Origin of the sequence: Leekyejoonella antrihumi (genome assembly GCF_007845645.1) — a bacterium.
GTDB classification, from domain to species: Bacteria; Actinomycetota; Actinomycetes; order Actinomycetales; family Dermatophilaceae; genus Leekyejoonella; species Leekyejoonella antrihumi.
Window position 1 is genome coordinate 127,577 of sequence record NZ_VCQV01000006.1, and the last position, 13,551, is coordinate 141,127.

9 protein-coding genes and 1 pseudogene are annotated in these 13,551 nt (G+C 68.7%); 5 read left to right on the forward strand and 5 right to left on the reverse strand.

Annotation, left to right across the window (positions count from 1 at the left end; translation table 11 throughout):
* Window positions 1–127 precede the first annotated feature (127 nt).
* Window positions 128–982, forward strand: a complete 855-nt coding sequence (truA, locus tag FGL98_RS06515) for a tRNA pseudouridine(38-40) synthase TruA (RefSeq protein WP_146315917.1) — start codon at window positions 128–130, stop codon at window positions 980–982.
* A 12-nt stretch (window positions 983–994) separates the two neighbouring features.
* On the opposite strand, the gene FGL98_RS06520 is transcribed toward truA, so the two are convergent.
* From FGL98_RS06520 to FGL98_RS06535, 4 genes and pseudogenes are all read right to left on the reverse strand, one after another.
* Window positions 995–1,915, reverse strand: a complete 921-nt coding sequence (locus tag FGL98_RS06520; RefSeq protein WP_146315918.1) for a 5-oxoprolinase subunit C family protein — start codon at window positions 1,913–1,915, stop codon at window positions 995–997.
* 104 nt (window positions 1,916–2,019) lie between these two features.
* Window positions 2,020–2,565: pseudogene (locus FGL98_RS06525) on the reverse strand (5-oxoprolinase subunit B family protein); the annotation flags it as partial.
* Window positions 2,562–3,326, reverse strand: coding sequence for a LamB/YcsF family protein (locus tag FGL98_RS06530; RefSeq protein ID WP_146315919.1), 765 nt, complete (start codon window positions 3,324–3,326; stop codon window positions 2,562–2,564). The gene FGL98_RS06530 and the pseudogene FGL98_RS06525, both read right to left, overlap by 4 nt.
* A 105-nt stretch (window positions 3,327–3,431) precedes the next feature.
* Window positions 3,432–4,463, reverse strand: a complete 1,032-nt coding sequence (locus tag FGL98_RS06535; protein WP_146315920.1) for an alpha/beta hydrolase — start codon at window positions 4,461–4,463, stop codon at window positions 3,432–3,434.
* Between the two features lie 115 nt (window positions 4,464–4,578).
* Here FGL98_RS06535 and FGL98_RS06540 point away from each other — a divergent pair, with 115 nt between their 5' ends.
* The 3 genes from FGL98_RS06540 (at window position 4,579) to FGL98_RS06550 (ending at window position 8,809) form a co-directional block, all read left to right on the forward strand.
* Window positions 4,579–5,952: a WS/DGAT/MGAT family O-acyltransferase gene (locus FGL98_RS06540; RefSeq protein WP_146315921.1), complete on the forward strand. Its 1,374-nt coding sequence runs from the start codon at window positions 4,579–4,581 to the stop codon at window positions 5,950–5,952.
* A 55-nt stretch (window positions 5,953–6,007) separates the two neighbouring features.
* Complete coding sequence (locus tag FGL98_RS06545) at window positions 6,008–7,720, forward strand: ABC-F family ATP-binding cassette domain-containing protein (protein ID WP_146315922.1); 1,713 nt, start codon at window positions 6,008–6,010, stop codon at window positions 7,718–7,720.
* Between the two features lie 141 nt (window positions 7,721–7,861).
* A complete protein-coding gene (locus FGL98_RS06550) occupies window positions 7,862–8,809 on the forward strand; it encodes an IS5 family transposase (RefSeq protein ID WP_146315923.1) in 948 nt (315 codons plus the stop codon).
* 157 nt (window positions 8,810–8,966) lie between these two features.
* Here the strand turns inward: FGL98_RS06550 and FGL98_RS06555 are convergent, their stop codons facing one another.
* Window positions 8,967–10,376: a hypothetical protein gene (locus FGL98_RS06555; protein WP_186526014.1), complete on the reverse strand. Its 1,410-nt coding sequence runs from the start codon at window positions 10,374–10,376 to the stop codon at window positions 8,967–8,969.
* Between the two features lie 330 nt (window positions 10,377–10,706).
* Between FGL98_RS06555 and FGL98_RS06560 the strand changes: the two genes are divergently transcribed.
* Window positions 10,707–13,523, forward strand: a complete 2,817-nt coding sequence (locus tag FGL98_RS06560; protein WP_186526015.1) for a helix-turn-helix transcriptional regulator — start codon at window positions 10,707–10,709, stop codon at window positions 13,521–13,523.
* Window positions 13,524–13,551 lie beyond the last annotated feature (28 nt).

Genomic DNA, 13,551 nt, shown 5'->3' on the forward strand with positions numbered 1-13,551 from the left:
AGTTCGTGCGCGCGGATCACCGCGTCCGTGACCGTCAGGGCAGGACCACCGTAAGGTTCACGGGCGCGGGACGGACGCTGGGCGGGTGGCTGCGGGCCGCCTGGTCGGCGGGCGTTATCGTGCTCCTGTGCGACTCCGGATCGACTTCGCCTACGACGGCACCGACTTCTCCGGTTGGGCAGCCCAGCCCGGCCGGCGCACGGTCGAGCAGCTGCTGTCAGAGGGGCTGGGCACGATCCTGCGGCTGCCCCAGCCGCCCCGTGTGACCGTCGCCGGCCGCACCGACGCCGGGGTGCATGCGAACGGCGCGGTCTGCCATGTCGACGTGGACGACCAGGCGTATGCCGCGCTGCCGGGCCGGTCCGACCACACTGCCGACGAGGCGGCGCGCGCTCGACTGACCGGAGTGCTGCCGCGTGACATCGTGGTGCATCGGGTTGCGGTGGCACCCCCTGGGTTCGATGCACGGTTCTCAGCGGTGCGACGCCGCTATCGCTACCGGCTGCTCGATGACCCAGCGCTCGCGGATCCGCTGCGGCGTCGCGACACGGTGATCGTGCGGCGGGCGTTGGACGTCGAGCGGATGAACCTGGCCGCCCGAACACTGGTCGGCCTGAAGGACTTTGCGGCGTTCTGCAAGAAGCGCGACGGCGCCACCACCGTGCGCACGCTGCTGGAGTACACCTGGCGGCGAATGGACGACGGGGTGGTGGAGGGGACAGTGGTCGCCGATGCGTTCTGCCACTCCATGGTGCGCGCCCTGGTCGGCGCGGTCGTCCCGGTGGGTGACGGGCGCAGACCCGCACAGTGGCCCGTGCAGGTGCTCACGGGCGCGCGGCGACATCCCGCCGTCACGGTGATGCCACCGCACGGCCTGTCGCTCATGGAGGTGACCTACCCCCCGGACGACCAGCTGGCGGCTCGCGCGCACGAGTCCAGGACGGTGCGGACGCTCGGCGTGCCGCCGAATCCGCCCGGGTAGGACTCGGGCTCGCTACGGCATCCCGGCGCTCGCCCGCGTGCGGTCGTGCTCCAGCCAGCGGGCGCGCCGCAGATGCAGTCGCAGGCGTTCACCCGGGCGCAGTTGCGCGAGCCGGTCGGTGTCGGCGTCGTCCATGACCGCGACCACGGGATAACCCCCGGTGGTCGGATGATCGGCCAGAAAGACGACCGGCTGACCGGACGGCGGCACCTGCACGGCGCCACGCACGATCCCTTCGCTGGGCAGCTGCTCAGGGCCGCCGCTGCTCAGGGCCGGACCAGCTAGGCGGACGCCGACCCGGTCCCCTTCGGCGGTGACTTCCCACGCCGCGGCGCCCAGCACTTCGACCGACTCGGGGGTCAACCAGTCATCGCGCGGTCCGAGAGTGGCATGCAGATCCAGCTCGCCACCGGAGCTCCCTACCGGGGGCACCTCCAGGTCGTAGCGCGGGTTGCCTGCGACGACCGCACCCACCTCGATCCGGTCACCGGCGGCGAGCGGCGCCGGTCCCAGACCCGAGGTCGGGTCACTGCTCGAGCTGCCGAAGTGCCGCGTGTCGCTCGACGCGAGCAGTCCGCCGCGCACGACGAGATAGCTGCGCAGCGCAGCAACCGGCACCCCGAGCCGCAGCACCTGCCCGGGGCGCAGTGGCAGGGCGGCGCCGAACCCTACCGGGCGCCCATCGATCGAGAGGGGACACGGGGCGCCGGTCACGACGAAGACGATGGTCTCGTCCACGCTCACGGCAAGGCCACCGAGCAGCACCTCGATCCCTGCGGCCTTATCCGGGTTGCCGAGCAGGCGGTTGCCCTGTGCCAGTGAGACCCGATCGACCGCGCCCGAGGGGGGTACGCCGATCGCGGCCAGGCCGGGTCGACCCTTGTCCTCGAGCATGGCCAGTGGGCCGACGGCGTGCACCTCAAGCGTGGCCATGACCGGATCCTTTGTCGGTGAAATCGGATGCGCGCGCCAGGGGTCAGCACTGCGGCTGGATCCCGAAGCGGGTCGAACATCACCTCGTCGGTGTGGCCGATGAGTTGCCAGCCGCCGGGTGACGGCGAGGGATAGACGCCGCTGTAGCTGCCGGCCAGGGCAACGGATCCGCGGGGGACACGGGTGCGTGGGGAGCGATGCCGGGGCACCTCGAGCCCGCCGTCAGCGCCGGTCAGATAGCCGAAACCCGGTAGGAATCCGGCAAATTCCACGGTCCATACCTGATCGGTGTGCCGGGACACGACCTCGTCGACCGCGATGCCGAGGTGCCCTGCGACCTCGGCCAGATCCACGCCGTCATACGTCACGGCGATCTCGTGAAGGTCGCCGACGGCCCAGGCCGCTCGGCCGCTGTCGGTCAGGTCGATCTCCTGCAGCCGGCGCACCAGAGGGAGCAGATCTGCGGGTCGGCCGGCGCGCACGAGAACCGTGCGATCTCCTGGCACCTGCTCAACGACCTGTGGCGGTGGGGCGTCCCGCAACGATGCCTCCAGGGCCCGACGCTCGTGCCTGGACTCGAGTTCGACCAGCACGGCGGACTCGCCATATGGCCGAATCCGCATCGAGTGAGGACTTCGCCGGCTGGTCATGTGAAGGCCTCCACCTCGATGTGAGCCAGCGTCAGGGCGCTGCGTACGGCCTTGGCCATGGCGACCGCACCGGGCGAGTCGCCGTGCAGGCAGACGGAGTCCGCGTCGATGTGCAGTTGCGTGCCGTCGACTGCCTCAAGAGTGTGCGTGGTGACCAGGCGGACGACCCGTCGAGCGACAACTTCTGGGTCATTCAGGAGGGCGCCGGCCTCCTGGCGGGGCACCAGCGTGCCGGCTGCGGTGTATCCGCGGTCCGCGAATGCCTCTGCAACGGTGGATTGTCCGAGCGATGCAGCGTGCTGAAGCAGAACCGAACCGGGTAGGCCGAGCAGCGGCAGCCCGGGGTCGACCGCGCGCACTGCGGCGACCACCGCCTCGGCCTGCTCACGGTGGGTGACCACCGTGTTGTAGAGCGCGCCGTGCGGCTTGACGTAGGTGACACGGCTTCCCTGGCTGCGGGCGATCGCGTCGAGCGCGCCGATCTGGTAGACGATGTCGGCGAACAGGTCGGCCGGGGCGACATCGATGAATCGCCGCCCGAACCCGGGCAGGTCGCGGTATCCAACCTGGGCGCCGACACGCACATCGCGCTCGGCGGCAGTCGCGCACGTGCGCACGAGGGTTGCGGGATCACCGGCGTGGAACCCGCAGGCGACATTTGCCGAGGTCACGGTCGCGAGCATCGCACCGTCATCGCCAAGCTCCCAACGGCCGAACGACTCACCAACATCGGCGTTCAGGTCGATCCGAGCATCGCTCATGACCCGATTGTGCCCGATTGCCAGGGAAGAGCAAGGGCCCTGCGAACTCCGGGAGCCCCCGCTCTGCGGTCCTGTTCATGGCGCCGCCCCTGGCGCGAAGGGGTGTCAGCCCAGTTTGGACTCAAGCGCCGACGGGTCGGTCGCCGCGACGGCAGGAGAGTCGGCGGCGCGCTGATGGCGCACATTGCGCCGGGCGAACACGCCAAGCTCACGCAGGGCGCTGCGTGCCTCGGGCAGGAAGGAGGCTGCCGCCTGAAAGACATGCACCTGCCCCCGCCAGACCTGCAACTCGCAGGGGACCCCGGCGTGGCCGAGTCGCTCCACCATCTCCTCGGCGTCCGGACGCAGGATCTCGGGGGAGCCGATCTGGATCAGCGTCGGCGGCAGGTCATGCAGGTCGGCGTCGATCGGCGAGACGCGTGGGCCCGTCACCTGGTGTGAGGCGTCCACCGAGGCGGTGTATCGGGCCAGGCCGTCACAGGCGCGCACGGTGAAGACATCGCACCGGTCGTGGAATGGACTGGCGGCCTTGCGCGTGCAGTCGAGATCCAGCAGTGGTGACATGCAGGTGAGCGCGGCCGGCCGCGGCAGGCCCTCGTCGCGGATGACGAACGCGGTGAGAAAGGCGAGGAAGCCGCCGGCGGAGTCTCCCGCGATCACGATCTGGTCGCCGTCATAACCGCGAGCGAGCAGCCAGCGGTATCCGTCGAGGCAGTCGCTGACCATGTCCTCGATGGTGACCTGGGGCATCATCCGGAAGTCCACGTTGAGGGCCGGCGCACCGCATACGCGGGACACGTCTGAGACAAGGCCACGATGCGTGGCCAGGCTGCAGGTGATCAGTGCACCGCCGTGGAGGTAGAGCACCGCAGTGTCGTCGCGTGCCCCGCGGCCGTGGATCCACTCGGCCTTGCAGCGGCCGAGGTGAACCGTCTCGATGCTGGTGCCCGGCGATGGTGGCAACTGCTCGGCGAGGCGATCCAGAGCCCGCATCGGCCAGATGGTGGACGGTGCGTAGCTCCAAGCGTGCAGGACCGGCTTGGCCGTCACTCGCAGCACCTTCGCCAGCGCCTGTGAGCGCAGGCCGCGGTGCGTGCGCTTGCTGTGGACGGGGGATACCAGCGCGACGTGTGCCAACTCCCTGCCTCCTTTGACGGAATTCGAGACGGTGCGACATCTGTGAGCCACACCACATTAAGTCCGGGGTAAGGTTACTCATTGGTAGCCAGGCACGACAACGGAGGTGGGGCGGATGCCCGCGATGGGACCGATCGATTCCGGATTCCTGATGGTCGAGACGCGCGAGCACCCGATGCACGTCGGCGGCTTGCAGCTGTTCACCCCGCCGGACGGTGACGGCGGGCAGTTCGCGCGCGACCTGGTGCAGACCATGCACGACAGTCCGGTGGGCAAGCGCTGGCGGATGCGCCCGGCGACGCCGGTCAGCAGCCTCGGCAACTTCCGCTGGCAGGTGGACGACCAGGTCGATCTCGACTACCACGTGCGCCGTTCGGCTGTCCCCAGCCCGGGCCGCCTGCGCGAGCTCTTCGAGCTGACCTCCCGCTGGCAGAGCGGGTTGCTGGATCGGCATCGTCCACTGTGGGAGGTGCACGTCGTCGAGGGCCTGGAGGACGGCCGGGTCGCGGTGTTCACCAAGGTGCACCATGCGCTGGTGGACGGGGTGTCCGCGCTACGGCTGATGCAGCGCGCGTGCAGCCCCGATCCCGATGCGCGGGACTGCCTTCCGCCGTTCGGGCTGCCCGACTCGAGCAGCGCGGCTGTGCAGAGCTCGGGGCTGCCGATCCCCTCCCTTGGCGACGTGATGCGTGGCGGTGGGGGCCTGGCGAAGGAGCTGGTAACGCTTGCACCCAACGCCCTCAAGGTGGCGTCGCGTGCGCTTCGGGACACCGGCTACACCACGCCGTTCGAAGCGCCCAGGACCGTTTTGAACGGAAGGGTAGGCGGGGCACGACGGTTCGTGGCGCAGAGCTTTGCCATGAACCGGTTCCGCACGATCGGCAAGGGCGCGGGGATGTCCTTCAACGACGTGGTCCTGGCGGTCTGCGGCGGCGCGCTGCGCGCCTACCTTGAGGAGATGGGCGAGCTGCCGGACACCTCGCTGACGTCGATGGTGCCGGTCAACCTGCGCAACGATGTGAATGACGTCGGCGGCAACAACATCGGTGCCATCATCGTGAGCCTCGGCACGGATGTTGCGGATGCGGCACTGCGGCTGCAGGTCGTGCACGAGTCGGCCCTTGCGGCGAAGACCACGATGCGCGAGCTGGGCTCACGGCAGATCATGCTGCTGTCGGCGCTGAATGTCAGCGGTCTCGGGCTCGCCGGCATACCCGGCTTCCTGTCCGTGGGTCACCCGCCCTTCAACGTGGTGATCTCCAATGTGCCCGGCCCCAAGAAGCAGATGTACTTCAATGGCGGTCACCTGGAGGGCACCTACCCGGCGTCGATCGCCTGCGACGGGATGGCGATCAACATCTCCCTGGTGACCTATGACGACCAGGTCGACTTCGGCATCACTGCCTGCAGGTCGAGTGCACCCTCTGTGCAGCGGCTGATTCATCACTTGGAGGACGCGCTCGCGGACCTGGAGGCCGTGTACGCCTGACCGCCGCAGTCGGAATTGAGGTGACGCGCGGACGGTCATACGTCACAGTGGGCGCGTGGGACACCTGGAGATCAACTCGATCGAATACTTCCTGCCCGACGGGCGCCCGTTGCTCGGTGGGGTGAACTTCCGGGTCGGCGACGGCGCGAAGGTGGCGCTCGTCGGCCCGAACGGTGCGGGCAAGACCACCCTGCTGCGGATCGTCGCCGGTGAGCTCACGCCGCACGACGGGGCGGTCACCCGCAGCGGCGGGCTGGGTGTCATGCCCCAGTTCATCGGTAAGGTCGGCCGCTCCGGTGACTCCATGACGGTGCGCGACCTGCTGGTGAGTGTTGCGCCGCACGCGGTGCAAGAGGTGGCGCGGGAGGTGGACGCGGCCGAGCTGGCGATGATGGAGCGCGATGACGAACCGGCGCAGATGGCGTATGCGCAGGGGCTCGCCGACTGGGGCGAGGTCGGGGGCTACGAGCAGGAGACGCAGTGGGACGTGTGCACGGTTGCCGCTCTCGGGGTGGCCTACGACAAGGCCCAGTGGCGCGACGTCAACACCCTGTCCGGCGGTGAGCAGAAGCGGCTCGTGCTCGAGTCGCTGCTGCGCGGGCCGGAGGAGGTGCTGCTGCTCGACGAGCCGGACAACTATCTCGACGTGCCGGCGAAACGCTGGCTGGAGGATCAGCTGGTCTCCTCGCCCAAGACGGTGCTGCTGGTCAGTCACGACCGTGAACTGCTCGATCGCGTGGCAACCCGGGTCGCCACCTTGGAGCCGGGCGCTGCGGGAGCCACCGCCTGGGTCCATCCCGGGCGGTTCGCGACCTATCACCAGGCGCGCCTCGACCGGAACGCCAAGCTGGAGGAGCGGCGCCGTCGCTGGGACGAGGAGCACGTCAAGCTCAAGGCCCTCGTGCAGCGGTTGAAGGTCAAGGCGACCTTCAACGACAGCATGACCAGCCGATACCGCGCCGCACAGACCCGACTGGCGAAGTTCGAGGAGGCCGGACCTCCGGAGGCGGTGGCGTTCGAGCAGCACGTGACGATGCGGCTGAAGGGTGGTCGCACGGCCAAGCGTGCGGTGATCTGCGAGCGGCTGGAGTTGTCCGTCGGCGATGGTGGGTCGCCTGCCGAGTCGGGGGAGCCCGGTGACGTGCGACCCTTCGACGCGGAGCTCTGGTATGGCGAGCGGGTGGCCGTGCTCGGGCCGAACGGGTCGGGCAAGTCCCACTTCCTGCGCCTCCTGGCGGCGGGCGGCAGCGACCCCGCACCCGAGCATCGCCCGGTGGGCGACGTGCTGCCTCCACCGGTGCGGCACCGCGGCGTCGCGCGGCTCGGATCGCGTGTGCGCCCAGGCTGGTTCGCGCAGACCCACCAGCATCCGACCATCATGCAGCGGACGCTGCTGGAGATCCTGCACCGTGGCGACAGCCACCGCGACGGTATGCCGCGCGAGCAGGCCGCGCGGGCGCTGGACCGCTATGAGCTCGCCCGGTCGTCGGAGCAGACCTTCGCGTCCCTGTCGGGCGGCCAGCAGGCACGCTTCCAGATCCTGCTGCTGGAGCTCAGTGGTGCGACGCTGCTGCTGCTCGATGAGCCGACCGACAACCTCGACCTGCACTCGGCGGAGGCGCTGGAGGACGGCCTGAACGCGTTCGAGGGCACGGTGGTCGCGGTGACTCACGACCGGTGGTTCGCGCGCGGCTTCGACCGGTTCCTGGTATTCGGCGCCGATGGCTTGGTCATCGAGTCGGCCGAGCCGGTCTGGGATGTGCGTTGACGAGCCGGGCAGGCGGCATACCGCTCAAGCGCTGCTGCAGCCCCGAGCCGGTGTTGGCGCAGGGCTGACTCACCAAGGATCGCTAGGGAAACGCTGATTTATTGCCGGGTTGGGGCTCCGGGTCGCTGGGAGGATTGGGGTGTGCCTGGATCTGATGCGCAGCAGCCGAGTTTTGCCGATGTGGAGTACGGGAATCGTCGTCGGCGGACGCGGCGGGATGAGTTTCTGGGGATGATGGTGAAGGTGATCCCGTGGGATGAGTGGACCGGCTTGGTCGTGCCGTTCTATCCCACGACGGGTCGTCGTGGCCGGCAGCCGGTCCCGGTGGAGACGATGCTGCGGATGTACTTGTTGCAGGTTTGGTTCTCCTTGTCGGATGAGGGCACCGAGGACGCGATCTATGACTCGTCCGCGTTCTGCACGTTCATGGGTTTGGACTTCACCCGGGCGCAGGTGCCGGACGCGACGACGATTTTGCATTTCCGGCACCTGATCGAGGAGCAGGACTTGGGTGCGGCGTTCCTGGAGGCGCAGACCCGGTTCTTCGAGTCTCATGGGTGGATCATGCGGGGTGGGTCGGTGATCGACGCGACGATCATCAACGCCCCGTCCTCGACGAAAAACGCTGCCGGTGCGAGGGATCCGGAGATGCATCAGACGGCCAAGGGCAATCAGTGGTTCTTCGGGTTGAAGGCGCACACCGGCGCGGACGCGGGCACCGGGTACGTGCATACCGTGCGGGTGACCGCGGCGAACGCCAGTGACATCACCCAGGCCGCGAATCTAGTGCGCGGCGATGACGAGGTCGGCTACGCCGACTCCGGGTACCAAGGCGTGCAGAAACGGCCGGAGATCACCGGTGATGAGCGGCTTGCTCGTATCGAGTGGCGGGTCGCGGCACGCAAGTCAAGGCTGAAGGCGATGCCTGCGTTCGATCAGCAGTTGGAGTCCAGGAAGGCGTCGGTGCGGGCCAAGGTGGAGCATCCGTATCTGATCGTCAAACGCGACTTCGGGTTCACCAAGACCAGGTACCGCGGGTTGGCCAAGAACCATAACCTGCTCAAGCGTGCCCGTGCTGTCCGTCTTTAAACCGCGCTGGCCGGGCGGTAGCCTGCCCAAAACCTGCCAGCCGGCCCCGCAAACCGGGGCCACCGGCCAAAACCACGGCATACCCGCCCGATTCATCGACACCCCACCCGGTCATCACGCCCGGAACCACGTCGATTGCCCTTAGACCAGCGATTCCCTAGTGGATGGCTCGTACCGCCACGACTCCAGGTCCGGGAAACCACTGCCACAAGGGGTAGAGCAGGTAACTCTGATCGTAGAGGTGGAGCGAGCCTCCGAGGAAGCCGATCATGGTATCCCCGCTGGTCCAGTAGGCTGGCGCCACTATCGCGGGATGCTGACCGTAGGCGTCCTTGGGTGTCACGGATTCCTGCTGCCACTGGAATCCATTGGCCCTCAGGAATGCGAAGGCCTTGTCCCCGAGTCCTGGGGTCAGTGCGGCGAATTGGGCGTAGGACGGAATGGTCCATCCGGTAAGGCCATCGATGACCGTGGCGGGAGCCGGTAGGACTGAAGCCGACCAGTTGCATTGTGTCCAGCAGAAATATGCACTGCCGGCTAAGGTCAACCTCGAGCGCGACCACATGAGGCCGGTCGTGGTGTCAGCAACGACGCCCTCGGGAAGCCGCCCGACCCCGCCGGTGGCCAGCTGGCTCCAGTGCGCCAGCTGCGTCGGCACGAGGTTTGCGTACGTCTGCACGACTGCGTCATTGGCGGCGAAGGGGGTGCCGCCAGTGGTCCAGCTGAGATGGTTGACCTCGGCCAGCATGTTGAATGCCTGGACGGTCAGGCTCTCGTAGTAGTCCAGCATGTCGGACATGGGAGTGGTGAAGTCACTGGTGTAGAAGCGATCTGTCGGATACGGCGTTTGGTCTTGGATGACGTTTCGGTAGATCGCGATCAGCCCTCGGGAGCCCGTAGCGCCGGTCATGGCGAGGTTGATGTGCTGGATGATCACTCCCAAAGTGCTGCGCATGGTCTGCAGCTCGCTGCTCTGCGAGCCATCTACTGCGGTCCCGGGGGCTCTCTTCAGCCAGGAGTCGAGCTGGATCTGGTAATCGGCCAGCTCGGCCGCGTCCGTGTTGGCCTGGGCTGCCACTTCGTCGTAGGTGTTCCGGTCGGCCTGCGTCATCAGTTTTTTGAGGGAGTCATCCAGCTTGGCATCCAGGCTGTGCACCTGAGTCTGGAGATCGGTCATCTGGTTTTGTAGCCCGTCGAGCTGTGCCTTGAGCTCATCGGTGGGTGTGGCGGAGGACCCGAAGATCGAGTCGAGGGCCCACCCCGCGAGCGCTCCGCCGATCTTGTTCCCCGCCGACTTGGCCAACGTCGAAAGGAGTGTTTCGGCCAAGGATGTGGCGTCGATCGACGACATTGCGCCGGCAGCTGGGCTGGTCGGGCTGGTCAGGCAGGGGGAGCCCGGCCGGTGGTGGTCATGGCGGTGCTGGTCCTGGCGGCGCTGATCAGGGTGTCGGCAGGACCGTTCCGACGACGCGGCTCGGGCGTTGCTCATGCTGGCGGCGCTGGCATCGGTGGCGAACGGGTAGCTGATCAGCATCGCGAGGACGAGCACGGTGATAGAGACCAGCATGCTCACTCTCACCCGTGTCCCTCCTCGAGGGTCAGGGACTCTGAGCTGCATCACTGCTCCTCCTCGATTGAGGTGCGGTCGCTGTCTGCATACCGCGCGATGTCATCTAGCCTGCAGCCCACGCGAGCGTCCGGCTACGGTGTCGACCCCCTGACGTACCCCCTGAAATTGGGCGGAGCAGTGGTCCGTGCGCGCGTCGGGCAGCGGCTCGGCCTCCTCGGCCCGCACGCTCAATATTCCTGCTCAGGCCGCGCGCTCAACATTGTTGACGGGATGCCTCGTTGCGGACCTACGATGCCCCATGGTGGCGATTGGACCAAGTGGCCGGGCGTGAGCGATAGCGGCCCGCTGTTCGAGCGCGATCGTGAAGTCGAGGTGCTCGAAGGGCTGGTCCGGAGCGCCCTTGGGGGAGACGCCGTTCTGGCGCTGGTCGAGGGTCCGGCCGGGATCGGGAAGAGCCGCCTGCTGGCCGAGGCGCGTGAGCGGGCGCGAGCTGCCGGGTTCCGCGTCCTCGCGGCGCGCGGTAGTGACCTCGAGCAGGAGCTGCCCTACGGCGTGGTGCGGCAGCTGTTCGAGTCGCTGTTGCTGGAGCCCGAGCGCCGCGAGCGTTGGCTGCGCGGCTCGGCCGGCGGGGCGGCGCGCGTGTTCGCGCCGCCGCAGGACGAGGACCATGCGGTGGGCCCGGGCTCGTTCGGGATGCTCCACGCCTTGTTCTGGTTGACGGTCAACGCGGCGGCCGACGGTCCGCTCTGCCTGGTGATCGATGATCTGCGGTGGTGCGACCGCGCGTCGTTGCGGTTCATTGCCTACCTCGAGCATCGGCTCGAGGGACTCGGGGTGCTGGTGGTGGCTGCCACCCGCATGGAGGAGGCCGGATCGGAGTCGCAGCTGGTCTTCGACATCATCGAGGATCCGGCCGCGGTCCTCATTCGCCCGTTACCGCTGAGCGAGGGTGGGGCCGCGCAGATGGTCCGCGACCGGCTGGCAGAGGATGCCGAGCGCCGGTTCTGTGCGGCGTGCCACCACGCGACCGGCGGCAACCCGCTGCTGCTGCGCGAGCTGGTCAAGACGCTGCAAGCCGAGAACATCCGGCCCGACGCCGCCCACGCGGACGCGATCCGGAAGGTCGGACCCCGCGCCGTGTCGCGCACCGTGCTGCTGCGGCTCTCGCGTCTTCCGTCGGATGCGGTCACGATCGCGCGGGCCGTCGCGGTGTTGGGCGATGGCGCGAGCCTACCGGCGACAGCGGCTCTGGCGGGCCTGGACGAGGGCAAGGTCGCCGAGGCCACCCACACCCTCGTGGCCGCGGAGATCCTTCGGGCAGAAGCCCCGCTGGGTTTCGTCCACGCGATCGTAGGCGACGCCGTCTACCTCGAGCTGTCGCTGTCTGAGCGCGAGCTGCTACACCAGCATGCCGCCAAGGAACTTGCCACTCTGGGCGCTGCACCCGAGGTGGTGGCCGGCCAGTTGCTGCTCGTGCCATCGCGCGGCGACCCATGGGTCGCGATGGTGATGCGTGACGCAGGCCTGCTGGCCATGCGCCGCGGCGACGCCGACAGCGCGGTGTCCTACCTACGGCGCGCCCTGGAGGAAGGCGTTGCGGATGAAGATCGACTGCGCCTGTTGTGGGAGCTGGGCGCCGCCGAGGCGCGCGTCGACTCGGAGGCTTCCGCCGAGCGTCTGCGAGAGGTGCAGGGTCGACTCGACGACCCGCTACAGCGGGCACTGGTCGCCGACGTGCTCGCGCGATCGCTGCTGTGGACGGGACCGGCCCACGAAGCGGTGACCGTGGCGCAGCATGCGATCGTCGAGCTCAAGGAGACACACCCCGATCAGAGGCGGGCATTGGAGGCGATCGAGCTCTACGCCGTCTTCTTCGGAGGCGCTCGCGTCGCGCATTGGGAGACAAGGCTTGCGCGCGTGCGTGCCGACGGTGTTCCTGAGCATCTGGGCGCCAAGATGCTCGCTGCGGTGGCGGCCTGGGACTGGGCGCTCAACGGCGGGTCCGCGCGGGAGTGCTCGGCGTTCGCCCAATCGGTCCTGGCCGACGGCGCGCTGATCGCCCGGGATCCAGGCTTCGGCGCCGCGGTGGCCGGCGCGGCGCTCGCGTTGGCCGATCACGACGAGGCGCTCCGGGTGTGGGAGGAGGCAATCAGCGCGTCGCGCCGACTCGGCTCTGCGCCCTACGTCTGCTCGGTGAACCTCTGGCGCGGCTGGACCTGGCTCCGGCGTGGTGAGCTCGCCGAGGCCGAGGCATCGCTACGCGAAGCCAACGAGCAGCTGCGGAGAGGGTTCGGCAACAACGGCCCTTCCCTCGCCTACGGTGCCGCGTTCCTGGCCCGGACGCTGATTGAGCGAGGCGACCTTTCCGGTGCGCGTCGTGCCCTGGCCGGTCGGGGCCGCCCCAACCCGCAGTCCGACGGCGACTGGTTGGTCAACCGGGCCGGGATCGAGCTTCTGCTTGCCGAGGGGCGATGGGAGGAGGCGCTCGCCGCGGGCGAGCGTCACAGCCCGCCTCCACGAGGAGGGGACAACCCCGCATGGGCGCCGTGGCGCTCGCTCGCGGCCCGCGCCCTGGACGGCCTGGGCCGGCACGACGACGCGCTCGCGCTGCTCATCATCGAGCTCGACGCGGCACGACGTTGGGGTGCGCCAGGAGCACTAGCCCACACGCTCAGGCTGCTGGGGACACTGCGCCAGAACGACGACCACGAGCTTCTGCGCGAAGCGGTGGCCGTGACCGAGGCGTCGCCGGCACGGCTCGAGCATGCCAAGGCGCTGACCGCCCTCGGGTCCGCGATGCGCCGCAGCAACCAACGGTCCGACTCACGCGATCCACTGGGTCGGGGCCTCGAGCTCGCGCTTCGCTGTGGTGCCACGGCGCTGGCTGAGACGGCCAGGACGGAGCTCTACGCGGCCGGCGGCCGTCCTCGCCGGGAAGCGCTCAGCGGACCAGCGTCATTGACCCCGAGCGAGCGGCGGATCGCAAATCTCGCCGCGCAGGGCCAGACGACGCGCGACATCGCGCAGTCGCTCTACGTCACGCCGCGAACGGTCGAGGGGCACCTCACCAACATCTATCGCAAGCTCGGCGTCTCGACCCGCACTGCACTGCCCGGCGCCCTGGCCGGCCAGGTCTCCGCCTAATTCCGGGGGTCCGTCAGGGGGTCGCCAC